This window comes from Leifsonia sp. SIMBA_070 (genome assembly GCF_046534635.1).
Classification (GTDB): Bacteria; Actinomycetota; Actinomycetes; order Actinomycetales; family Microbacteriaceae; genus Leifsonia.
This window is the reverse complement of the sequence record NZ_JAWRYK010000001.1, coordinates 2,672,853-2,694,728: the sequence shown is the minus strand read 5'-3', so window position 1 is coordinate 2,694,728 and position 21,876 is coordinate 2,672,853. Positions and strand designations below refer to the sequence as shown.

The following is a 21,876-nucleotide window of genomic DNA, read 5'->3' as shown; positions in this document are numbered from 1 at the left end:
GCGACGCGCCACGCCGGGCGGGTGCGGCGCTGGCCCGTGCCGCCGCGGCCGCCGGCGGACACAATGGACCCGTGCAGCAGCGCATCACCGGGGTCACGACCGCAGACGGCTCGCAGCTGGCCGTCGCCACGGTCGGCGACGGCCGCCCGCTGGTGTACGTCTCGGGCTGGCTCAGCCACCTGGAGCGCGGGTGGGACCTGCCGGAGGAGCGCGCCTGGCTGGAGGGCCTCGCGCAGGGCTGCCGCCTGGTGCGCTATGACCGGGCGGGTTCCGGCCTCTCGGCGCCCACCCCTCGGCCGCCCTCGCAGGAGTACGAGCTGGAGCAACTGGCGGCCGTTGTCGCCGGCCTGCCCGAACCGTTCGACCTGATCGGCACGTCGCTCGGAGCGCTCACCGCCGTCGCATGGGCGGCCGCGCATCCCGCAACCGTCCGGCGCCTCGTCCTCTACGGCGGATGGGCGACGGGAGCGGAGGTGTCCCCGCCGAGCGCCAGGGACCACCTCCTGCCGCTGGTGGAGTCCCACTGGGGCCTCGGATCGGACGTGCTCACCGACATCTTCGCCCCCGACGCCCCCTCGGCCGCCCGCGCCGCCTTCGGCCGCTACCAGCGCGAGGCGTCCAGCCCCGCCACCGCGCGGGCGCTGCTGGAGCTCAGCTACCGCCTCGACATGCGCCCGCTGCTGAGCCGGGTGGCCGCACCGACGCTCGTCGTGCACCGCGCCGAAGACCGTGCAGCACCGCTCGCACAGGCCGAGGCGCTGGCCTCGGGCATCCCCGGTGCGCGGCTGGTCGTCCTTCCCGGGCGCTCTCACCTGCCGTGGGCGGGCGACAGCGTGGGACTGGTGACGACCATCCGCCGCTTCCTCGGCCTCCCGATCGCCCGCACCGCCGCCGGGACGCTGACCGCGCGGCAGCTCGAGGTCGCCGCGCTCATCGGCGAGGGATGCACCAACCGGGAGATCGCCGCGCGGCTCGGCATCGACGAACGATCGGCGGAGGGCCACGTCGAGCGCATCCTCCTGCGCCTCGGCTTCCGGTCCCGTGCCCAGATCGCCGCCTGGTACGCGGCCCGCACCTGAACGGTGCCCGGCGCCCGGCGCCCGGTGCCCGCTCGTCCACATTCGTCACGAATCGGGGCTCACGGCGCCTATTTCGCCACATTCGTCACGAATCGGGCTCGCTCCCTTTCCCCGGATTCGTCACGAATCGGGGCTCACCGCGCCTATTTCGCCGGATTCGTCACGAATCGGGCCGGCGCGGAGTGGGGTGGTTCCACGCCTGACCCGCGTCCGCACGTCGCACAGAGTGGTGGGGTCGGCCACCGAGATGGGCCCGGACAGGAGAGACAGCATGACCGAGAGCAGCACGCGCGAATCAGCGGTACCCGCGTTCCGCCCGCACGGCGGGAGGGGACCCTTCAACGCCGCGTTCTTCCACGCGATGGGCCCGTACCTGGAGTCCGCGCTGCGGCCGCACAAGCAGCGCGTGTACGCCGGGCTGACGGACGACGTGGTCGAGATCGGCCCGGGCGTCGGCGCCAACCTCCCGTACCTCGCGGAGGGCAGTACCCTGGTGGCGATCGAGCCGAACCCGTACATGCACGACCGCCTGCGCGCGGCGGCTGCCCGGCGCCGCGTCCACCTCGACCTCCGACCGGCCGGGGCCGAGCAGACGGGCCTCCCGGACGGCAGCGTCGGGACGGTCATCTCGTCCCTCGTGCTCTGCTCGGTGCACGACCCGGAGGCCGTGCTCGCCGAGATCCGCCGCATCCTCCGCCCAGGCGGCACCTTCCGCTTCGTGGAGCACGTCGTCGCGCAGGACGGCACGCCGACGCGCGCGGCGCAGCGGGCGCTGCGCCGGCCGTGGTCGTGGACGTTCGAAGGGTGCTCGTGCGAGCGCGACCTGGAGGGCGCGGTGCGCGCCGCGGGTTTCGGCAGCGTCGAGGTCGAGCACTACCGCTTGCACACGCCCTTCCTGCCCTTCAACCCCCAGATCGCCGGGGTCGCGCGGGTCTGAGAGGCGGTCAGTAGTCCTCGCGCCTGTCCTGTTCGGCGTCCGCGACGGGCTCGACCTCGGCGAGCTCCTGGAGGGTCGTGCGCAACTGGTGCGTCAACCACTCCGGCGACGCGTCCCCGCTCTCCGTGATGGCGTCGAGCTGCGCAAGGCGCTCGGCGGCGGTGCCCTTCAAGTGGTCCATGGTGTCCTCGACTCTTCTCGGATGATGGTGGCTACGGCCGCCGGGTTCCTTCCGGTCGCGACCGCCGGAGGTACTCCCGCGACCGCGCGACCTGCTGCTCCAGCGCATCCACCGTCTTGGCCATGCTCTGGACGGCGCCATCCCGGTAGGTGTCGATGCTGTCCATCGTCGCGAAGACGTTGTCGAACGCGCGCTGCAGCACCTCGACGTCGACCGCCGATGACGTCTGCTCCTTCTGGATCTGCTCGGTCTGGCTGCGGAGCACCGCGCCGGTGCGGTCGATCAGGGCGTTCGTGCTGTCGTGCAGCGCGCCGAGCTGGTCGATGACGAGCCGCTGGTTCTCCAGCGCCTGGGCGACCACCACGGCCGTGCGCAGGGCGGACACCGTCGTGGTTTTCGCCCGCTCGACGCCCTTGATGAGCTCCACGTTGTTCTTCTTGATCACATCGAGGGCGAGGTACGCCTGCACAGAGACGGCGATCTGCGCGGTCAGGTCCTGGCGGCGCTGCCGGATGGGGAACAGGGCCTCCTTCTCCAGCCGCTCGGCCCGCAGGGGGTCGGTGGTGCGGAGCTCCGCCGCCTTCTCGACCGTTGCGCGGTCGAGGGCGCCGGCCAGCACCACATACTCGTTGAGCCGTTCCGTCGTCTTCCAGAGCGCCGCGCGCTCCTCCTCGATCTCGCCGTTGTCACGACGCAGCCACTCCTGGCCGTGGTCGAGCGCGCCGACGATCCCGTCGAGCTGCTTCTGCGCCGACTCGAACCGCTGCGCGTACTGGCGCAGCCTCCGGCCTCCCGGAACGCGCGCCAGCATCCGGTACCGGCCGGTGAGGTGCTGCGGGTCGAAATCGGTGACCGTCGCCCGCAACTCCTGCAGGGTCCGGATGACGCCGTACTGCGGGTCGGACCGCACCGCCTTGCCTCGTGCCGCGGCGAGCGACGACGCCGGGCGGCTCAGCATCCGGCGGGAGGCGTCGCCGGATTCGCGCATCTCGGCGACGCCGAGGCTGGAGAACCCGGTGATCTTGCGGCGGAAGGCGTCGCCATCCGGCTCAGCGGCGGCAAGGTCGGCGATCCACTCGCGGGCGCGCGCCGTCAGCTCCTCCTCTCGCTCGGAGGAGACGTTGACCATGCCGACCGCCTGCTCCTGCGGAAGCTCGGGCACGGCATCGGGAGGCCGGAGGGTCTCGTCGGTCGGGGAGGTGGCATCGTCGCTCATGCCGGGATTGTGCTCCCTCAGCCTGGGATTCGCCAAGAGTGGAGATGAACCTGCGCGCCGATGTGCGCAGATGGATCATTGCCGCGGCATCCCGGGCGGGTGCATCATGCCAGCGTCAGGCACCACGACGGTTGGGGGCGGGATGGACCAGCCCACTTTCCTCGCCCTCCTGCTCTTCCCCGATGAGACGCGGGAGCCCGTCAGCATCCTTCTCCCGGTCGTCTCCGCCCGGCCGGCCGTGCTGCTGCACGCGTCGACCACGTTCGAGGGGGTGCAGGCGGTGGATGTGTTCCGCCTGGCCGACGCCAGCTCCTGGCCGGAGGCGGCCGCGTACCTGTACGAGAAGACGGTGCCGGGCACCGTGCGCGACGCGTCGACGGTGGAGCAGGTGCTCACGCCGGACGACTGACGGTCAGCCGCGCAGGATCGACGACATCTTCTTGCCGCGCGCCACCTCGTCGACCAGCTTGTCGAGGTAGCGGATCTTCTGCATCAGCGGGTCGTCGATCTCCTCGACCCGCACGCCGCAGATGACGCCGGTGATCAGGGAGGCGTTCGGGTTGAGCCGCGGAGCCTCCGCGAAGAAGGTCTCCAGGTCGATGTTCCGCGACACGGCGGTGTCGAGGCCCGCCCGGTCGTAGCCGGTGAGCCACGTGATCACCTGGTCCACATCCTCCTTGGGCCGGTTCTTGCGCTCCGCCTTGGCCACGTACAGCGGGTAGACGCGGGCGAAGCTCATGCCGAAGAGTCGCTCCTGTGCCATGGAGACCACGGTACCGTCGCTCCGGCGCTGCCGGAATGGTCGCGTCACGCGTAGCGTTCAGACGAGTGGAGGCGGAAGGGGCACGTGATGACAGACACGCAGCGTGTGGAGGCGTCGAAGCGCGAGTTCTATGCGGGGGTGGCGGCGGAGTTCCTGCAGCACTACAGGCGTGGACCGCGTTTCATAGCGGTGACCGGCGTACCGGCGGCCGACCCGGCCAGGGCGGCGGATCGTCTCGCGGACGCCCTGCGCGATGCCGGTCAGGAGGCGGAGCGCACGGCTCTCGACGCGGGAGCCGATCCCGCCGTGTTCCGGGAGGACATCGTCGCGCCGTTCCGCACGAGAGACGCGGTGCTCGTCGTCGACGGTCCCGGCCTTCTCGGGCCGGCGTTCCGCGGCTTCTGGAACTTCTCGGTGTGGGTCGAGCACGACCCGGAGCGGAGCCCGGACTGGTCGTTCGTGACGACCGGCCAGAAGGACCCGCTCGGCGCGCCGCGCGAGGTGGCGTCCGTCCTGCTGGACGACACCGACCCCGAGCGGCCGCGCCGGCTGTGGGCCGACTCGTGCTGAGCCGGCCCTGTCCCCGCTAGGCGCGGGGACGGTCGAAGCGGGAGCCCTCGGGCTTCGAGGGGAGGATCGTCAGGACGAGCACGATGATGCTGCCGACGAACGGGATGAAGCCGAGGAAGAAGAACGGCCCCGCCAGGTTCGCGTCGTGCAGACGGCGCCAGATCAGTGCCAGCTGCGGGACGATCGTGCCCAGCGACCAGACGATGATGAGCAGAGCCGGCAGCCAGAACAGCGGACCGGCGGAGGTCGTGCCGTCGTCGTTCACGGTGGCGCCGACACTGCCGAGGGTGAGCGCGAGCACCTCGAGCACGATGACGACCACGGTGTAGACGAGGGCCCACCACCAGTACTCGCTCCGGCTGGCACGGCCGGTGAAGTCGGCGTACTTCTTGAAATAGCGCTGGACCGCCTGGCCGAGGGAGGCGCCGTACAGGGGGGCCCACAGCGGGGTCTCGCCGGCCGGGGCGGCAGGCGGGGCGGTCGGGTACTGCGGAGACGTCACGAGGAGTCCTTTCCAAGACACGTGTTGTAGTGAGGTGGAGCGGGCACAGTCTGGCGCATGTGAGGCCCCTGTGGGTTGCTCGTGACGCGGCGTGTCATCCACCGCCCCGCACGGGGGTCATTGCAGCGAGTCGAGCTCCTCGTGCACGAAACGGGCGAACTGCTCGGCCGCGGCCGACTGCGAACGGCTGCGGTTGCGCGCGAGGCCGATGATCCGCGTCGCCTCGTCGCGGAGGGGCACCGGCACGATGCCCGGTTCCGCCGGGTTGTCGGGGATGAGCGCCACGCCCACCCCGTCGCGCACCAGGCCGCGCAGCGTGGAGAGCTCGGTGACCTCGATCACCGGGCTCATCACGACGCCATGCGACGAGAAGTACGCGTCCGCGATGTGGCGGAGGCCGGAGCCGGTGCGCAGGGCGACGATGTCGTACGGCTCCAGGTCCGGAACGCTCACGGCCTGACGTCCGGCGAGGGGATGCCCCTCCGGCGCACCCAGCACGAGCCGCTCGGCGGTGAGCGGCTTCCACTCGATGTCCGCGTCGCGGGGGTCGGGGCTGAGGAACGCGAGGTCGGCCGCGCCGTCGCGCAGGGCATCCAGCACGGTGTCCGCGGTCCCGCCCTGCAGCACGAAGCGGATGTCCGGGAACAGCCCGCGGTACTCGCTGATCACGCGCGGGATGAGCCACCCGCCGAAGGAGGACACGTACGCGAGTGAGACCGTCCCGCCCGAGGGGTCGCGCAGTGCCTCGATCCGCGCGCGGGCGTTCTCCAGCTCCGACTCCGCGCGCACGGCGTGGGCGAGCAGGATCTCGCCGTACTGGTTGAGTTCGAGGTGCCCGCGGCGGCGGTCGAAGAGCTCGACACCCATCTCCTGCTCCAGCTTGGCGAGCGAGCGGGTGAGGGTCGACTGCGAGACCCCGAGCGTCTCCGCGGCGAGGGCGGGATGCCCTTCCGCGGCCAGGGCCCGGAACTGGGCGATCTCGTCGATCCGCATGCCTCTCATCATGGCGCATCCGCTGGCGCCCCCGATCGGTGCTCAAATGAGCGGTCTACCCCTGAACGAGTTTTCTGTACGTTCACACACGAGAAACAGTCCCGTCTCTCGGCTTCCCTACCGTTGCCGCGGACTCATCCCACACCTCACCGACCGAGGAGAACAATGTCAACCAGATTCGGCAGGCTGGCGCGCGCCGCCGCCGCCGCGATCGCGGGAACCGGCCTCGTCGCCGGTGCGCTCGTCGCGTCCCCCGCCTTCGCCAGCCCGGACGGCAGCGGTGTCGTCATCAACGAGGCGTATCTCTCCGGCGGCAGCGCCGGGGCCGCGTACACCAACAAGTTCGTCGAGCTGTACAACCCGGGCGCGAACGCCGTCAGCCTGAGCGGCTGGAGCATCCAGTACCGTCCGGCCACCGGGACGGGCGCCTCCAGCGGTGTGGTGCCCCTGACCGGCTCGATCGGGGCGAAGGGCTACTACCTGATCGGTGGAGGGTCGAACGGGACGAACGGGCAGGCGCTGCCGACGCCGGACGTCGCGAGCAACGCCCTCAACCCCAGCGGGACGACCGGCACGCTGATCCTGGCGAAGACCGCCTCCGCGCTCACGCTGCCGGCCGGATCGGTCACCGGTGACGCGAACGTCGCCGACCTCCTCGGCTACGGCACGTCGAACACTTTCGAGAAGGCCAAGGCGACCGCACCCTCCGGCAACACCGACGTCAAGTCGCTGGTGCGCACCAACGCCGCCGACACGGATGACAACAGCGCCGACTTCACGCTGAGCGCGACCATCACGCCGCAGAACGCGGCCGCCGCGCCCGGCGACCCCGGCACGGGAGACCCGGGAACGGGAGACCCCGGAACGCCGGGCGACACCATCATCCCGATCGCCGACATCCAGGGCACCGGAGACGCCAGCCCGAAGGCCGGAACGACCGTCACCACGACCGGTGTCGTGACCGCGGACTACGCGACCGGCGGCTTCAACGGCTTCTACCTGCAGACTGCGGGCACCGGCGGCGCGATCGACTTCGCGACGCACACGGCCTCCGACGCGGTCTTCGTCTACGGTTCGTCGTTCGCGGGAACGGTCGCCGCAGGCGACTACGTGAAGGTCACCGGCGCGGTCAGCGAGTTCAGCGGCCTCACCGAGATCACCGCGACGGCGGTCACCAAGCTCGACGCCTCGACCGTCACCGCACCGGTGCCCGCCACGGTCGGCCTTCCGGGTACGTCCGCGCAGCGCGAGAGCCTGGAGGGCATGCTCGTCGCCCCGCAGGGCGCGTTCACCGTCACCGACGTCTACTCGGCCAACCAGTACGGCGAGATCGGCCTCGCGGCCGGCGACACGACGCTGGTGCAGCCGACCGAGGCCGCGCGCCCCGGAACGGCGGAGTACGCCGCGGTCGTGGCCGACAACGCCGCCCGGGCGGTCACGCTCGACGACGGCGCGTCGACCAACTTCCTCAGCGCGGCCAACAAGTCCAAGCCGCTGCCGTACCTGTCGCTCAGCAACCCGGTCCGCGTCGGCGAGCCCGTCACGTTCACCAAGCCGGTCGTGCTCGACTACCGCAACAACGCGTGGAAGTTCCAGCCCACCAGCGAGCTCACCCCGGCCGACGCCGCGACCGTGCAGCCGGTGACATTCACGAACACCCGCAGCGCGGCTCCCGAGAACGTCGGAGGCGATCTGCGCCTCGCGACCTTCAACGTGCTGAACTACTTCACCACCACCGGTGACCAGCTCAGCGGCTGCACGTTCTACACCGACCGCGACGGCAACCCGATCACCGTGAACAGCGGATGCGACGCCCGCGGCGCCGCGGACGCCGCGAACCTGAAGCGCCAGCAGGACAAGATCGTCGCCGCGATCACCGGCCTCGGCGCCGATGTGGTGTCCCTGGAGGAGATCGAGAACTCCAGCCGTTTCGGTGAGAACCGCGACTCCGCTCTCGCCACCCTGGTGGGCGCGCTCAATGCGGCCGCAGGGTCCGAGGTGTGGGGCTACGTGAAGTCGCCGTCGCAGCTCCCCGCGACGGAGGACGTCATCCGCACCGCGTTCATCTACAAGAAGGCGAACGCCGTCCCGGTCGGCGATGCGAAGATCCTCGACGACCCGGCGTTCTCGAACGCCCGCCAGCCGCTGGCGCAGGCCTTCAAGAAGGTCGGGACGAAGGACACCGACGCGTTCCTGGCGATCGTGAACCACTTCAAGTCGAAGGGTTCGGGCTCCGGTGCGGACGCCGACCAGGGCGACGGGCAGGGTGCGTCGAACGCCTCCCGCGTCAAGCAGGCGCAGGCCCTCGTGGCGTTCGCCGACGAGCGGAAGGCGGCGCTGAAGACCGACAAGGTGCTCCTCATCGGCGACTTCAACGCGTACCTCAAGGAGGACCCGATCAAGGTCCTCACCGACGCCGGCTACACCGACCAGGTCAGCACCCGCACCTCCAAGGCGACCTACTCGTTCGGCGGGACCACCGGTTCCCTCGACCACGTGCTCGCCTCGCCGGCCGCGAACACCGCCATCACCGGAGCGGATGTCTGGAACATCAACTCCGGCGAGTCCGTGGCGCTGGAGTACAGCCGCTACAACTACAACGTCACCAACTTCTACGCGGCCGACCCGTACCGGTCGAGCGACCACGACCCGATCGTCGTGGGTCTGGGGCTGACGGCCAAGCCGGTGACGCTGAACCTGCTGAACATCAATGACTTCCACGGCAGGATCGACGCCAACACCGTGAAGTTCGCCGGCACGATCGAGAAGCTGCGGGCGGAGGGCGGCGAGTCGAACTCGCTCTTCCTCTCCAGCGGCGACAACATCGGCGCCTCCCTGTTCGCCTCGGCCTCGGCCGGAGACATCCCGACGCTCGACGTGCTGAACGCCCTCGAGCTGAAGACGAGCGCAGTGGGCAACCACGAGTTCGACAAGGGCTACGCGGACCTCACCGGTCGGGTCGAGGATGCGGCCGACTTCTCGTACCTCGGTGCGAACGTCTACCAGAAGGGCACCAAGAACCCGGCGCTGCCGGAGTATGCGATCTTCGACGTGGACGGGCTGAAGGTCGGCGTCATCGGCGCCGTCACCCAGGAGACCCCGACCCTGGTCTCGCCCGGCGGCGTCTCGACGCTCGACTTCGGCGATCCGGTGGAGGCGGTCAACCGCGTCGCCGGTGAGCTCACCGACGGCGACGCCTCCAATGGCGAGGCGGACGTGCTGGTCGCGGAGTACCACGAGGGCGCCGGCTTCGGCACGCCCGACGGCGCGACGCTCGACCAGGAGGTCGCGGCAGGCGGCGCCTTCGCCGACATCGTCACCAAGACGAGCGCGAAGGTCGCGGCCATCTTCACGGGTCACACGCACAAGCAGTACGCATGGGATGCGCCGGTGCCGGGAGTCGACGGCAAGACCCGCCCGATCCTCCAGACCGGCAGCTACGGCGAGAACATCGGCCAGGTGACCCTCACGGTCGACCCGGAGTCGGACGCCGTCACCGCGTACACCGCGAAGAACGTCGCACGGACGACCGACGCGGATGACGCGCTCGTCGCGGCCTACCCGCGGGTGGCGGCGGTGAAGACGATCGTCGACAAGGCGCTCGCCGACGCGGCTGTGATCGGCAACCAGAAGGTCGGCTCGGTGACGAAGGACATCACCACCGCCTACCTGAACGGCGCCCGCGATGACCGGATGAGCGAGTCGACCCTCGGCAACCTGGTCGCCGACTCCCTGCTGTCGACCCTCTCCAGCCAGGAGCTGGGCGGGGCCGAGATCGGAGTGGTCAACCCGGGAGGTCTCCGCGCGGAGCTGCTCTACGGCACGGACGGCAGCGTCAGCTACGCCCAGGCCAACGCCGTGCTGCCATTCGTGAACAACCTGTGGACCACCTCCCTCACCGGGGCGCAGTTCAAGCAGGCTCTCGAGCAGCAGTGGCAGCGGAACGCCGACGGCAGTGTTCCGAGCCGGCCGTTCCTCAACCTGGGGCTGTCGAAGAACGTCAGCTACACCTTCGACGCCTCCCGGCCGGAGGGCGACCGCATCACCAGCATCCTGGTGAACGGCAAGCCCATCGACCCGGCGACGTCGTACCGGATCGGCTCGTTCTCGTTCCTGATCCAGGGCGGTGACAACTTCCGGGCGTTCGCAGCCGGGAGCAACACCAAGGACTCGGGTCTGATCGACCGGGACGCCTGGATCGGCTACATCCAGAAGAACAGCCCGCTGTCGCCCAGCTTCGAGAAGCGTGGCGTGGGCGTCAGCGGCGTGCCGACCGGGACGCTGCAGCGCGGCCAGCAGGTCACCCTCCAGGTGTCCAAGCTGAACCTCACCTCGCTCGGCAGCCCGGCGAACACGAAGCTCGACCTCTCCTGGAACGGCTCGACCGCGATCGGGAGCGTGCCGGTGGATGCGTCGGGCAGCGCGACCGTGACGTTCACCGTCCCGGCGAACGCGGCCGGGGCGAGCACGCTCGTCCTGACCGCGCCGGACTCGGGGACCACCGTCCGCGTGCCGCTCACCGTGGCGGACGCGCCGTCGAACCCGAAGCCGGGCATCGACCCGAAGGCGGCCAAGGAGTCCGCGCTGACCAAGGCGCTCGAGGACAAGGTCACCGTCGACAAGGACACCTACCGTCCGGGTGACCCCATCCGGGTCACGGTCGGCGCTGCGCACGCCGGCGAGTGGGTCTCGGTGTGGCTGTACTCGAAGCCGCAGAACATCAGCGGCGGCTGGGTGCAGGTCCCGGGGGACGGCGTCGTGAAGCTGACCCTTCCGAAGGATGCGGGCAACGGTCAGCACAAGCTGTCCGTGCAGAACGCCTCCAACGGAGTCATCGGCTGGACGACGCTGAAGGTGAAGGCGGCCACCCCGCACACCGGCATCCCGGTGATCGACTGGCTCCTCGACCTCCTGGACCGCATCTTCGGCTGGTTCTAACGCTCATCGAGTAGTAGCGGACGCCGGGCGCGCGAGAGCGTGCCCGGCGTCCCTGCGTTCCCGCACACTTTCGTCGAGGTGCACCTTGTTGCGCACTCGCCCGGCGTGTCGGCAGCAACAGGGTGCACTTCGAGGGGGCGCTCAGGGCTCGAAGTAGAGGTGGGTGTGGAGGCGGCAGCCGGGGTTGAAGGGGGCGGCGCAGTTGGGGCAGGCGTCGACGACGAGATACTCGGCGATCGTCAGCTCGGTGCGGCAGACGCCGCACAGCACGGCCTCGCGGTCGCGGTCCTGGCGCGGCCACTGCGTGGCGGGGTGGCCTGCCGTCTCGGCGTGGCAGAGGTGGCAGGGGTAGTACTCGCCGCAGCAGGCGAAGCGGATCGCCACCACGTCGAGCGGCGAGCGGTAGTGGATGCAGCGGGTCTCGTCGTCGACGACCGGCCCGAGCACGCGTGGCCGGTCCGTCATCGCAGCCCCCGCGCGGACAGCGCCTCGCCGAGCTGGTCGGCGTGCTTGAGCGACAGGATGAGGAACGGCACCGCGAAGAATCGTATGCCCGGCCGGGCCCCGCGGGCGCGCTGTGCCTCCCGCACCTCTCCGGCGAGGCGGGTGAGGACGGGGACCGTGGTGAGCGTCACGGTCAGCAGCACCGCGGCGCGCGCCGAGTCGAAACGCAGCCGGTCGAGCGGGCGCAGGCCGCGCTCGACGGCGTCCAAGAGGTCGGTGACGCGGGTGGTCAGCGCCAGCAGCCCGGCGAGCAGCACCGCGGCGGTGACCCGCGCCGTGTTGGCGACCGCGTGCTCGGGCCCGAGGAATAGGAGTTGCGCCGCCAGGGTGACGACGATCAGCCAGCGGAGCGCGACGACCTGACGACCCAGCTCGCGCATCCCGAGCCGCCCGTCGCCGAGGCCGGCCGCAGCATAGGCGACGACGGTGACGACGACCGCAGCTCCCGCGGCCCACCAGACCGACGGCAGCAGCGACACGGCGAGCACGAGCACCAGCAGCAGCAGGAGCTTCGGCCCCGCCGCCATCCGGTGCAGGATGCCTGTGCCCGGGCGGTACAGGCTCAGCACGCGAGCGCCGCCTCGTACTCGGCGATGACATCCTGGGGTCGTCCGACAGCTTCCACCCGGCCTCCTGAGAACAGGACCGCCGTCTCGCAGCGGGCGGCCAGCGCGAGGTCGTGGGTGACGAGCACCAGACGGTGCCCAGCGTCCTCCAGCAGATGGGAGGCCACGAGCCGCGAGTTGCGGGCGTCGAGCAGGGTGGTGGGCTCGTCGGCGACGACGAGCTCCGGACGTCGGACGAAGGCTCCGGCCAGCGCGAGCAGCTGCTTCTGGCCGCCGGACAGCTCGTGGGAGGAGCGGTCGCGGAGCGCGCTCAACCCGAACCTCTTGAGGGCGTCCTCCACTCGTCGCGCGGTCTCCTCCCGGCCCAGTCGCTCCGAGCGGAGCGAGAACGCCACATCCTCCGCGACCGTGGGCATCACGATCTGCGCGTCCGGATTGCTGAACACGACGGCGACGCGGCGGCGGAGGTCCGCGGCCTGCCGGACCGGGTCGAGCCCGAGGATGCGCGTCTCGCCGGCGGTCGCCGTCACCAGGCCGGCGACCAAGCGGGCGAACGTCGACTTGCCCGAACCGTTCTCGCCGACCACCGCGATCGTCCGGGAGTCGAGGGCCAGGGTCACGTCATGCAGGGCGTCCACCTCGCCGAGGCGGACGCCGGCGCCGCTCAGCCGGATCGCGGGGGAGTCGCTCACGGGGGAGTCGCTCACGGGACGCGCGGCTCCACGGGCTCGGGCGCGACCTCCTCGACGGGCGCTGCGCCGCGGGCGGCCCCCCAGGTCCGGCGGAACGCCCGCGGGTACGCCCGGACCAGGGTCATCACGATCGCCGTGGCGAGGACCGCCTTGACCAGGTCGCCCGGGATGAACACCAGGCTGAGTGCGGCCGTCGTGTCGAGCGGCAGCCGGGTGACCAGTGCCTGCACCGGGACGCCGAACGCGTAGACGACGAGGATGCCGCCGACGACCATCCCGAGAAGCGTCCGCCACCACACCGGGCGACGGTTGCCCGCATGGACGATGAGTCCGATCACGAGCGCGCCGGCGACCCAGCCGAACAGGTATCCCGCACTCGGCCCGACGAACACGCCGATCCCGCCGGTTCCGCCGGAGAGGAGGGGGAGGCCGACGGCCACGAGCGCGAGCAGGACCGCCATGGACAAGGCGCCGAGCCACGGACCGAGGATGGCGCCGGCCAGCATCACGCCCAGCGTCTGGGCCGTGATGGGCACCGATCCGAAGACGCTGAGGCCGCCCGGCAGCCCGAGAACGGCGACGATCGCCGCGAAGACGGCGACGCGGGCGAGGTCGGTGGCGTCGAGCCGACGACGGGCGGGCGGGACGGAGGGGGTGGGAGAAGTCACGGATGCATCCTTACCTGAACGGTGTTCACCTGAACGGTGTTCACTATACTGATGAGGTGGCAGGGAACGAAACCGGGCGGCGGCACTCACGCGACGATGTGGCGGAGGCGGCCCTCCGCATCCTCGACGACCTCGGGCTGCCGGATCTCACGATGCGCCGACTGGCAAGCGCCCTCGACGTGCAGCCGAGCGCCCTGTACTGGCATTTCCCCAACAAGCAGACGTTGCTCGCCGAGCTCGCCGACCGGATCGTGGCCGCGCGCCGGCCGGCGGCGAACGCGACCTCTGCCGACGATGCGCCCTGGCAGGATGCCGTCCGCTCCGAGGCCGATGCCCTCCGCGATGCGCTGCTCTCGTACCGGGACGGCGCAGAGGTGGTGTCCAGCACTCTGGCGCTCGGCCTCGGCTCTCCCGAGACCGTGGATCGGCTCGCCGCTGCCGTCGCCCGCGGCGGATTCGATGCGGAGACCTCCCGGCGCGCCGCGACGGCACTGCTCCACTTCGTGCTCGGGCACGTGTCGCACGAGCAGCAGCGCATCCAGTACGACTCGCTCGGCGTCCTCGCGGATCAGCCGGCGTCACCGCTCGACGAGGACGATCCCGCCGCAGCGTTCGCATTCGGCGTCGGCCTGCTGATCGGCGGTCTGGAGCTCAGTCGCTCCCGAAGGTGACCTTCCAGCCGCCGACGACATGCACGGCGAGGTTGAAGAGCGCAGCGAAGATGGCTCCGAGAGCCGAGACCACGATCACCTCGAGCAGGGCGACCACCAGGGTGAACGTCATCACATTCGGGAAGGTGAGCCCCGCGACCAGGCTCGCGCCCTGCGCTCCTGCGATGTCCTCCAGGAAGCTGGTGGCCGCTCCGACCACGCCGAACTTGTCGAGCGCGTACCAGAGCAGGAGGCCGATCACCACGGTGATCGCGGCGACGATGATGCTCACCAGGAACGACATCTTCAGCGCCGACCAGAAGTCGATGTAGACCAGTCGCATCGTCGCACGGCGCTTCTGCACCTTGCCCCGTGACGGCATGCCGCTCCTCCCCAGAACTGCGTACGCCGTGACCGGCGCTCCCCGTCGGGCAAGTCTACGGGACTGCTCCGCCTGCTTCCCGCGGCGACGTGCGCAGGGCGTGCATCGAGTCCATACCGATCGTCCGGTTCTGTCGTAGAATGCATGCAGAACCTCGGCACGGCCGTAGCGGATTGGGGGCGCTGCGGCCGGGTCGACGGGCCCAGGCGGCGGTCCGGCCCGCTCAGCGGATCACCCTGGGCCGAGCCCGCTCAGCGGATGAGCTCGGGCAGTGCCGAGAGCCGCTGCAGCCGATCGGCGGGAACGATCCCCGGCAGCAGGACGGTCCACAAGTCCCGGACCCGCTGCAGCAGGTCGGCGCGCTGGCTGAACGTCTCCGACACCAGCTGGACGCCGGTGTACGACGCGACGATCACGCTCGCCAGCACGCCGGGGTCGAGATCGCCGCGCAGGTCGCCCTCGTCGACGGCCTGGCGGAACAGCGACTCCGAGGTGCGCAACCAGTCGCGGTACGGGTCGGTCACCGGCGTGTCGAACGACGCGACATCGGTCGTCAGCCGGATGCCCGCCTGCACGACCGGGTCGGTCAGCAGCTGACGCGCCAGCATCCCGCTCATCAGCACCATCGTCTCGAGCCCGGGGCGTCCCTCCTCGACGACCTCGGTCGCCGCGGCCATCGTCCGGCGGTGCTGCTCGGCGATCACGGCGCGGGCCAGCTCGTCCTTGGACGGGAAATGGAAGTACAGCGCGCCCTTGGTGACCCCGGAGGCCGTGGCGATGTCAGCGATCGAGGCGAGGCCGTACCCGCGACGGCCGAACACCGCGGCTGCGCCGCCGACGATCGTCTCGCGCGTGACCTGCGCCCTGACCTGCTTCACCATGATGGGCTCACGTTAACGCACAGTTCCTATGCGCGGGGTGAACGATTCCCGGGCGCGGCGTAGCGTTGGGCCTGCCGGACGCGCGACGCGGCCCGACCGGCGCATCCGCCAGCCCATCGAGGGAGGAACGCCATGCCCACCGTCGCCGACACCATCGTCGAGATCCTGCAGGATGCGGGGGTGACCCGGGTGTACGGCATCCCGGGCGACTCGCTCAACGGTTTCACCGACTCGATCCGGCGGAGCGACGGCATCAGTTGGGAGCACGTGCGGCACGAGGAGGCGGCGGCATTCGCGGCCTCCGCGGAGGCGGCCCTGACCGGCCAGCTCGCCGTCTGCGCCGGCAGCTGCGGTCCGGGCAACACCCACCTCATCAACGGCCTCTACGACGCCAACCGCAGCAGGGTCCCCGTGCTCGCGATCGCCGCGCAGATCCCGGGCGCCGAAATCGGCAGCGGCTACTTCCAGGAGACGCACCCGCAGGAGTTGTTCCGGGAGGCCGCGGTCTACACCGAGCTGGTCAGCCAGGCGGACCAGATGCCCCGCATCCTCGAGATCGCGATGCGGACGGCCGTGGAGCGGCGCGGTGTCGCGGTGATCGTCGTGCCGGGCGAGATCTTCCTCGCCGACAGCGCGGGCCGCCGCAAGTCGGCGCCGATCGCCTTCTCGCCGCGGGTGACGCGGCCGACCGATCCCGAGCTGCGCGCGGCGGCCGACATCCTGAACGGAGCGCGCAAGGTGACGATCCTGTCGGGTGCGGGCGCCGAGGGCGCGCATCCCGAACTCGTCTCCATCGCCGAGGCGCTCAAGGCGCCCATCGTGCACGCGATGCGCGGCAAGGAGTTCATCGAGTACGACAACCCCTACGACGTCGGAATGACCGGCCTCCTCGGCTTCTCCTCCGGCTACCGGGCGATGGAGTCGTGCGACGCGCTGCTCATGCTGGGCACCGACTTCCCGTACCAGCAGTTCTTCCCCTCCAAGGCGAAGATCGTCCAGGTCGATATCCGCGGCGAGAACCTGGGCCGCCGGGTCCCGCTCGACCTCGGCCTCGTCGGCAGCGTCAAGGACACGATCGAGGCCCTCCTGCCCCTCCTCACCGAGCGGAAGGACCGCAAGCACCTCGACTCGTCGCTGGCCCACTACGCCAAGACGCGCAAGAGCCTCGACGACCTGGCCGTCAACGACCGCAACCGCACGCCCATCCACCCGCAGTACGCCGCGCGGCTGATCAGCGAGCTGGCCTCCGAGGATGCGGTGTTCATCCCGGACGTCGGCTCGCCCGTCGTCTGGGCCGCCCGCTACCTGCGGATGAACGGCCGGCGGAGGCTGATCGGGTCCTTCACGCACGGCAGCATGGCGAACGCGCTCCCGCAGGCGATCGGCGCGCAGACGGCGTTCCCCGGGCGGCAGGTGGTGGCGCTCGCCGGAGACGGCGGGCTCGCCATGCTTCTCGGCGAGCTGCTCACCCTGCGGCAGAACAAGCTCCCGGTGAAGATCATCGTGTTCAACAACTCGTCGCTGAACTTCGTCGAGGTGGAGATGAAGGCCGCCGGCTTCGTCAACTTCGGCACCAGCCTCGAGAACCCCGACTTCGCTCAGCTCGCCCAGGCCGCGGGGCTGCACGGGCAGCGGGTGGAGAAGCCGGATGAGCTCGAGAGCGCCCTGCGCACGGCCTTCGCCCACGACGGACCGGCCCTGGTGGATGTGGTGACGGCGCGTCAGGAGCTCAGCATCCCGCCCGCGATCACCGCGAAGCAGGTCGGCGGCTTCACGCTCTACGCTCTGCGCACCATCATGAACGGGCGCGGGGACGAGCTGATCGACCTGGCCGACACCAACGTGTTCCGGCGGCTGTTCGACTGAGGCCGGGATGCGCTCCTAGTTGATGCAGACCGTGGAGCTGTAGTTGGTGGCCGGCCCGGACGGGGTCGGCGCGGGCGTCGCAGCGGGCGCCTGCTGCGTCGTCGTGCCGCCGGCCGACGGGGCTGCCGGCATGATCCCGTCGTCGCCGAGCACGACCGTGACCGTGCTCACCGAGTCGGTCTGCTGAACGGATGCGCCCGGCAGGTACGCGGCGACCGCCTTCGCCTGCGCCTCCTGACCCGACTTGTACTGGATCACCGTCGTGGTGCGCGTGTCCGCGTCGCCCGGAGTGCCGGTCTTGAAGCCGGCCGCAGCCAGCGTCTGCGTCGCGGTGGTGGCCGCACCGTTCGCGCTGCCGCCGTTCAGGACCGTCACCGTGGTGTCGGCGGGCTTGGCGGCCGTTGCATTGTCGTAGGCCGACGGCGTGCCCATCAGGCTCTGGATGAACGCCGGCATCGCGGCCGTATCCACCTCGACGATCGAGACGTCCTGCCCGTCGACGGTGATCGTCGGCGTGCCGGAGATCGGGATCGTCGCCGACTGGATCTTGCCGCCGGTGAGCCCCTGAAGCTGGGCGCCGAGCTGCAGGAAGTTCAGGCCGGGATCGGTCTCGAGCGACCCGCTCACCGCATCCAGCACCTTCGTCAGCTTGCCCGGGTTGAGCAGCGTGCCCGCGGAGAGGAACTTGTGCGCCTCCACCGAGAGGAAGTACTGCTGACGCACCACCCGGTCGAGGTCGCCGCGCGGGAGGTCGTGGCGCTGGCGCACGAACGACAGCGCCTGCTTCGCGTCCAGCGTCGAGACGCCGGCGGGGAAGTCGGCGCCGGAGAACGGGTCGTTCACCGCGTTGTTGAGGCAGACCTGCACCGGGCCGAGCGCCTGGGCGATGGTGTAGAAGCCGAGCAGCGAGACCCGGACGTAGTGGTCGATGCTCAGGCCCGTCAGGTTCTGCACCGTCTGGATGAGCAGTTTCGCCCCGCTGGTCGGGTCGGTTCCCCCGCCGCCCAGCGAGAAGGCGGCGTTGAGCTTGTTCATGCCGTGCCCGGGCACATCCACCCACGAGTCGCGGGGGAGGGAGATCAGGGTCGCGGACTTCCCGTTGGCGGGGATGTGCAGCACCATCATCGTGTCGGTGTTCGTGCCGCCGCCGTCGTCCGTCGTGCTCAACTGGTCGAGCTCGGCCTGGCTGGCTCCGGTCGGCCGGTGGTCGTCGCCGACCAGGAGGATGTTCTGGTCCTGCCCGTCGACATCGTTCCCGGACTTGGAGATGACATCGACGTGCTTCACGCCTCCGATGAAATGGAAGTAGCTGTACGCGGCGTACCCGCCGACGACGACCAGGACGATCGTGAGAGCGGCGGCCGTCCAGGCGATGATGCGCTTGGTGCGGCGGCGCTTGCGCGGGGGTTTGCCGGGAGCGGTGGGGCCGTCGCCGTCGTTGCCGGGGCCGTCGCCACCTGCGCCGCCGTTGCCGCCGCCGTTGCGGCCGCCGCCGCTGCGGCCGCCGCCGCTGCGCCCCGCTCCGTCACCGCCGAGGCCGGGAGCGTCGCCGGCGATCCCGAACGGATCGAAGGGTGCGCCCGACCCAGCGGTCGACCTGCTCGAGCCGCCCGTCGGCACCCCGGAGGCGGGTCGGGTGGCGCGCACGGGGCGTCGTGGGTCGGCGGGCGGCACGCGTCCGAAGACCTCGGTCGCGGGCGGCTGCTGGTCGCTGCCGTCGGCGCCGGGTCCTGTCGCGGGGAAGTTCGGGCGTCGCACACGGAAACGCTAGAGGGCCGCGGCTTGGAACCGCCTGGTTTCCGACGGTGTTCCCGACGAATCGCCAGCAAGTCCGCCTTCTGTTCACAGCCAGGACGGGTCAGCGCTCTGCGAGAACGTTCAGTCGGCGTCGGCACCCGCGTCGCTGTCGCCCTCGCCGTCGCACGGCGGGCAGTCCTCGGCCGTGATCGCCGCGTTCATCGTGCGGGCGATATCGAGCAGGGCCTCCTGCTGCCGGTCCGAGAGCGCATCGAAGAGGACGCGGCGGATCGTCGCCGAGTGCTCGGGCAGAGCGTGGACCAGCACCCGCCTGCCGTCGCCGGTGAGGTGGATCCAGGTGGCCCTGCGGTCCTCCGCGCACTCCTGCCGCTCCACCAGCCCGCGTGCGGCCATCCGCGTGACCTGGTGCGACACCCGGCTCTTCTCCCACCCGGTCGCGTCGACCAGATCCCGGACGCGCAGCCGCCGTCCGGGGGAGCGGACCAGCGCCATGAGCACCTCCAGCTCCGAGATGGAGATGCCGTCGTCGTGCTGCAGCTGGGCGTCGAGCGTGCGGTCGAACCCGCGCCGCATGAGGTGGAACTCGCGGAACAGCTCGAGCTCGTCGTCCGTCAGCTTGCGCGGGTCGGGACGCGTGCGCACGATGGCCATACGCCATCCTGTCACGCCTCGGTCAGTGGACGAGAGCTTCGAGGAAGACGACCAGTACACCGAGAGCGACGATCACGAGGAGCACGGCGAGCTGGCGCCAGCCGGAGAGCCCGGTCCGGGACACCGCGATCCGCGCGATGACGGCGAGCGAGATGATCAGTGCCACGATCGCGACGGTCACGCCGGTGCGGTCCGCGATGACGTCGAACACCGCGAGGCCGACCGCGATGAGCGGCACGACGAGAACACCCAGGGCGCGCGACGACACGGCGGCCATGTGCCGGAACTCGAGGATCGACGGGAGGGTGCTGTGCACGATCATGTGCGACACCAGGTCGGAGGCGAGCCCGGCGAGCAGCACTCCGACGACCGAGATGACCAGCGTCCACAGCACGGTGGGGGAGTCGAGCTCGCCGTGCGAGTTCATCGCCATGAGGATCGCCAGCGCCGTGAACGTCACGTAGATGCGCTCGCGCAGCCGGTCGCCGGCCTGACGGCGCTGCTCCTCGGTCGCATCGACGGGGAGGTGGGTGTCGTCGTTGCGGTGGTCGGCGCGCTGGTCGGACATGCGGCGAGCCTAGCGGGAATGGATGCTGCGCACCCCCGGTTGCCACTGGATGACACGTCATCAAAAAGGAAGGCTGACATGACGAAGATCGCGATCATCATCGGGAGCACGCGCCCCGGACGCAACGGCGAGGCCGTCGCACGCTGGGTGTACGAGAACGCTGAACAGCGCACCGGCGTGGAGTACGAGCTCGTCGACCTGAAGGAGTGGGACCTCCCGCACCTCGACGAGGCCCTCCCTGCCGCGATGGGCCAGTACGCCGGCGAGCACACCAAGGCCTGGGCGGCGAAGATCGCCGAGTTCGACGGCTACCTGTTCGTCACCCCCGAGTACAACCACAGCACCTCCGGCGCCCTCAAGAACGCGATCGACTACGTCGGCGCGGAGTGGTACAACAAGGCCGCCGGTTTCGTCAGCTACGGCGTCTTCGGCGGAGCACGCGCGGTCGAGCACCTGCGCCTCGTGCTCTCGCAGCTGCAGGTCGCCACGGTCAGCGCGTTCGTCGGCCTGAGCCTCGCGCACGACTTCGAGAACTGGCAGCTCAAGCCGACGGAGCAGCAGACCGCCGCCCTGACCCCGCTGTTCGACCAGCTCGAGTCGTGGTCGACGGCGCTCCAGAGCGTCCGCGCCGGAGCCGTTCGCGCTGCCGAGGGTGCTGCCGAGCAGGACGAGGACGAGGCCGCCTAGTCCGTCCCTCCCCTACCGGTCGCTTCTGCCCGGTCTGCTACGTCTGGCAGACCGGGCAGAAGTACGTCACGCGCTCCTCGAGCTCGTTCTTTCCGAGCGAACCGGAACGGATCGGGGTGCCGCAGCGCCTGCAGGGCTGCCCGCGTCTCCCGTAGACCCACGTGTTCCTGCCGCGCCGGGTGTCCCCGGTGGTCACCCGGAGGGGGCGGTCGCGGTTCGCCGTGATGAGCCGGCGGCCGAGCTCCACGGCGGCGGCGAGGTCGGTCTCCCCGGCCGGCCGGGTGGGCAGCACGCCGCGCAGGAAGCACAGCTCGTTGGCGTAGACGTTGCCGAGTCCCGCAAGGTTCCGCTGATCGAGCAGCGCGACTGCGATGGGCGCCTCGGGGTGCTCAGAGAGGCGGCGCAGCGCCTCGTCGGCGTCCCAGTCGGGCCCGAGGAGGTCGGGCCCGAGGTGGCCGACGACCTCCTCTTCGCGCTCGCGCGGCAGAACCTCCAGCACGCCGAGCTGGAATCCCACTGCTTGGGCGTCCGCGGTGCGGAGGACGACACGCGCCTGGTACCCGGGATGCCGCCAGCGGCCGTCGGGCGGATACACCTCCCACGACCCCTCCATCTTGAGGTGGCTGTGGATGGTCTGGTCGCCGACGTGCATCAGCAGGTGCTTTCCGCGACTCACCACCTCATCCATCCGCTCGCCGGAGAGGTCGACGGTCGCGTAGGCGGGGACGCGGAAGTCCGTCTCGGTGAGCACGTGACCTGCGAGCGCGCGGTCGAGCCGGCGCGCCGCCTGGTAGACGGTGTCCCCCTCAGGCACGGGCCGCCCC

At 70.6% G+C, this 21,876-nt stretch carries 23 protein-coding genes; 8 read left to right on the top strand and 15 right to left on the bottom strand.

Annotated features, from left to right (window positions below; all coding sequences use genetic code 11):
- Positions 1-71: 71 nt before the first annotated feature.
- Positions 72-1,079, top strand: a complete 1,008-nt coding sequence (locus SB754_RS12760; RefSeq protein WP_410782679.1) for an alpha/beta fold hydrolase — start codon at positions 72-74, stop codon at positions 1,077-1,079.
- Between the two features lie 271 nt (positions 1,080-1,350).
- Entirely contained in the window at positions 1,351-2,016 is a 666-nt protein-coding gene (locus tag SB754_RS12755) for a class I SAM-dependent methyltransferase (protein ID WP_410782678.1), read from the top strand.
- A 7-nt stretch (positions 2,017-2,023) separates the two neighbouring features.
- On the opposite strand, the gene SB754_RS12750 is transcribed toward SB754_RS12755, so the two are convergent.
- Complete coding sequence (locus SB754_RS12750) at positions 2,024-2,197, bottom strand: hypothetical protein (RefSeq protein ID WP_410782677.1); 174 nt, start codon at positions 2,195-2,197, stop codon at positions 2,024-2,026.
- A 31-nt stretch (positions 2,198-2,228) separates the two neighbouring features.
- Positions 2,229-3,413, bottom strand: a complete 1,185-nt coding sequence (locus SB754_RS12745) for a toxic anion resistance protein (protein WP_410782676.1) — start codon at positions 3,411-3,413, stop codon at positions 2,229-2,231.
- Positions 3,414-3,555: 142 nt separating this feature from the next.
- Here SB754_RS12745 and SB754_RS12740 point away from each other — a divergent pair, with 142 nt between their 5' ends.
- Positions 3,556-3,822: a hypothetical protein gene (locus SB754_RS12740; protein ID WP_410782675.1), complete on the top strand. Its 267-nt coding sequence runs from the start codon at positions 3,556-3,558 to the stop codon at positions 3,820-3,822.
- A gap of 3 nt (positions 3,823-3,825) precedes the next feature.
- Here SB754_RS12740 and SB754_RS12735 read toward each other — a convergent pair whose 3' ends face one another.
- The gene (locus SB754_RS12735; RefSeq protein WP_410782674.1) at positions 3,826-4,176 is read right to left on the bottom strand and encodes a DUF2200 domain-containing protein; all 351 of its coding nucleotides are present in this window, start codon (positions 4,174-4,176) and stop codon (positions 3,826-3,828) included.
- An 87-nt stretch (positions 4,177-4,263) separates the two neighbouring features.
- Here SB754_RS12735 and SB754_RS12730 point away from each other — a divergent pair, with 87 nt between their 5' ends.
- Positions 4,264-4,746, top strand: a complete 483-nt coding sequence (locus tag SB754_RS12730) for a hypothetical protein (protein WP_410782673.1) — start codon at positions 4,264-4,266, stop codon at positions 4,744-4,746.
- Positions 4,747-4,762: 16 nt separating this feature from the next.
- Here the strand turns inward: SB754_RS12730 and SB754_RS12725 are convergent, their stop codons facing one another.
- Both SB754_RS12725 and SB754_RS12720 read right to left on the bottom strand, forming a co-directional pair.
- Positions 4,763-5,248 (bottom strand): DUF805 domain-containing protein, encoded by a 486-nt coding sequence (locus SB754_RS12725; protein ID WP_410782672.1) that lies wholly within the window; start codon positions 5,246-5,248, stop codon positions 4,763-4,765.
- A 117-nt stretch (positions 5,249-5,365) separates the two neighbouring features.
- Positions 5,366-6,241, bottom strand: coding sequence for a LysR family transcriptional regulator (locus SB754_RS12720; protein WP_410782671.1), 876 nt, complete (start codon positions 6,239-6,241; stop codon positions 5,366-5,368).
- Positions 6,242-6,406: 165 nt separating this feature from the next.
- Here SB754_RS12720 and SB754_RS12715 point away from each other — a divergent pair, with 165 nt between their 5' ends.
- On the top strand, positions 6,407-11,179 hold the full coding sequence (locus tag SB754_RS12715) for an ExeM/NucH family extracellular endonuclease (RefSeq protein ID WP_410782670.1): 4,773 nt from the start codon (positions 6,407-6,409) through the stop codon (positions 11,177-11,179).
- A gap of 141 nt (positions 11,180-11,320) precedes the next feature.
- On the opposite strand, the gene SB754_RS12710 is transcribed toward SB754_RS12715, so the two are convergent.
- Genes SB754_RS12710 through SB754_RS12695 form a run of 4 tightly spaced genes read right to left on the bottom strand, consistent with a single transcriptional unit; the run spans position 11,321 to position 13,609 of the window.
- Complete coding sequence (locus tag SB754_RS12710; protein ID WP_410782669.1) at positions 11,321-11,644, bottom strand: CHY zinc finger protein; 324 nt, start codon at positions 11,642-11,644, stop codon at positions 11,321-11,323.
- Complete coding sequence (locus SB754_RS12705; RefSeq protein WP_410782668.1) at positions 11,641-12,252, bottom strand: CbiQ family ECF transporter T component; 612 nt, start codon at positions 12,250-12,252, stop codon at positions 11,641-11,643. The genes SB754_RS12710 and SB754_RS12705 overlap by 4 nt, the downstream gene beginning before the upstream one ends.
- Complete coding sequence (locus SB754_RS12700) at positions 12,246-12,956, bottom strand: energy-coupling factor ABC transporter ATP-binding protein (protein WP_410782667.1); 711 nt, start codon at positions 12,954-12,956, stop codon at positions 12,246-12,248. The genes SB754_RS12705 and SB754_RS12700 overlap by 7 nt, the downstream gene beginning before the upstream one ends.
- Positions 12,953-13,609: a biotin transporter BioY gene (locus tag SB754_RS12695; protein WP_410782666.1), complete on the bottom strand. Its 657-nt coding sequence runs from the start codon at positions 13,607-13,609 to the stop codon at positions 12,953-12,955. The genes SB754_RS12700 and SB754_RS12695 overlap by 4 nt, the downstream gene beginning before the upstream one ends.
- Before the next feature lie 152 nt (positions 13,610-13,761).
- Between SB754_RS12695 and SB754_RS12690 the strand changes: the two genes are divergently transcribed.
- Positions 13,762-14,280 (top strand): TetR/AcrR family transcriptional regulator C-terminal domain-containing protein, encoded by a 519-nt coding sequence (locus SB754_RS12690; protein WP_410783320.1) that lies wholly within the window; start codon positions 13,762-13,764, stop codon positions 14,278-14,280.
- Here the strand turns inward: SB754_RS12690 and SB754_RS12685 are convergent.
- Both SB754_RS12685 and SB754_RS12680 read right to left on the bottom strand, forming a co-directional pair.
- On the bottom strand, positions 14,261-14,641 hold the full coding sequence (locus SB754_RS12685) for a DUF3566 domain-containing protein (protein WP_410782665.1): 381 nt from the start codon (positions 14,639-14,641) through the stop codon (positions 14,261-14,263). The two genes, SB754_RS12690 and SB754_RS12685, sit on opposite strands and share 20 nt — an antisense overlap.
- 251 nt (positions 14,642-14,892) lie before the next feature.
- The gene (locus SB754_RS12680; protein WP_410782664.1) at positions 14,893-15,522 is read right to left on the bottom strand and encodes a ScbR family autoregulator-binding transcription factor; all 630 of its coding nucleotides are present in this window, start codon (positions 15,520-15,522) and stop codon (positions 14,893-14,895) included.
- A 132-nt stretch (positions 15,523-15,654) separates the two neighbouring features.
- Between SB754_RS12680 and poxB the strand changes: the two genes are divergently transcribed.
- Entirely contained in the window at positions 15,655-17,388 is a 1,734-nt protein-coding gene (poxB, locus tag SB754_RS12675; protein ID WP_410782663.1) for a ubiquinone-dependent pyruvate dehydrogenase, read from the top strand.
- 15 nt (positions 17,389-17,403) lie between these two features.
- Here the strand turns inward: poxB and SB754_RS12670 are convergent, their stop codons facing one another.
- From SB754_RS12670 to SB754_RS12660, 3 genes are all read right to left on the bottom strand, one after another.
- Complete coding sequence (locus tag SB754_RS12670) at positions 17,404-19,146, bottom strand: LCP family protein (RefSeq protein WP_410782662.1); 1,743 nt, start codon at positions 19,144-19,146, stop codon at positions 17,404-17,406.
- A gap of 120 nt (positions 19,147-19,266) precedes the next feature.
- Complete coding sequence (locus SB754_RS12665) at positions 19,267-19,797, bottom strand: MarR family winged helix-turn-helix transcriptional regulator (RefSeq protein WP_410782661.1); 531 nt, start codon at positions 19,795-19,797, stop codon at positions 19,267-19,269.
- A 22-nt stretch (positions 19,798-19,819) separates the two neighbouring features.
- Positions 19,820-20,365 (bottom strand): hypothetical protein, encoded by a 546-nt coding sequence (locus tag SB754_RS12660; protein ID WP_410782660.1) that lies wholly within the window; start codon positions 20,363-20,365, stop codon positions 19,820-19,822.
- 78 nt (positions 20,366-20,443) lie between these two features.
- On the opposite strand from SB754_RS12660, the gene SB754_RS12655 reads away from it, so the two are divergent.
- A complete protein-coding gene (locus SB754_RS12655) occupies positions 20,444-21,052 on the top strand; it encodes an NADPH-dependent FMN reductase (protein ID WP_410782659.1) in 609 nt (202 codons plus the stop codon).
- 37 nt (positions 21,053-21,089) lie between these two features.
- On the opposite strand, the gene SB754_RS12650 is transcribed toward SB754_RS12655, so the two are convergent.
- A complete protein-coding gene (locus SB754_RS12650) occupies positions 21,090-21,866 on the bottom strand; it encodes a DNA-formamidopyrimidine glycosylase family protein (protein WP_410782658.1) in 777 nt (258 codons plus the stop codon).
- Positions 21,867-21,876: the final 10 nt, after the last annotated feature.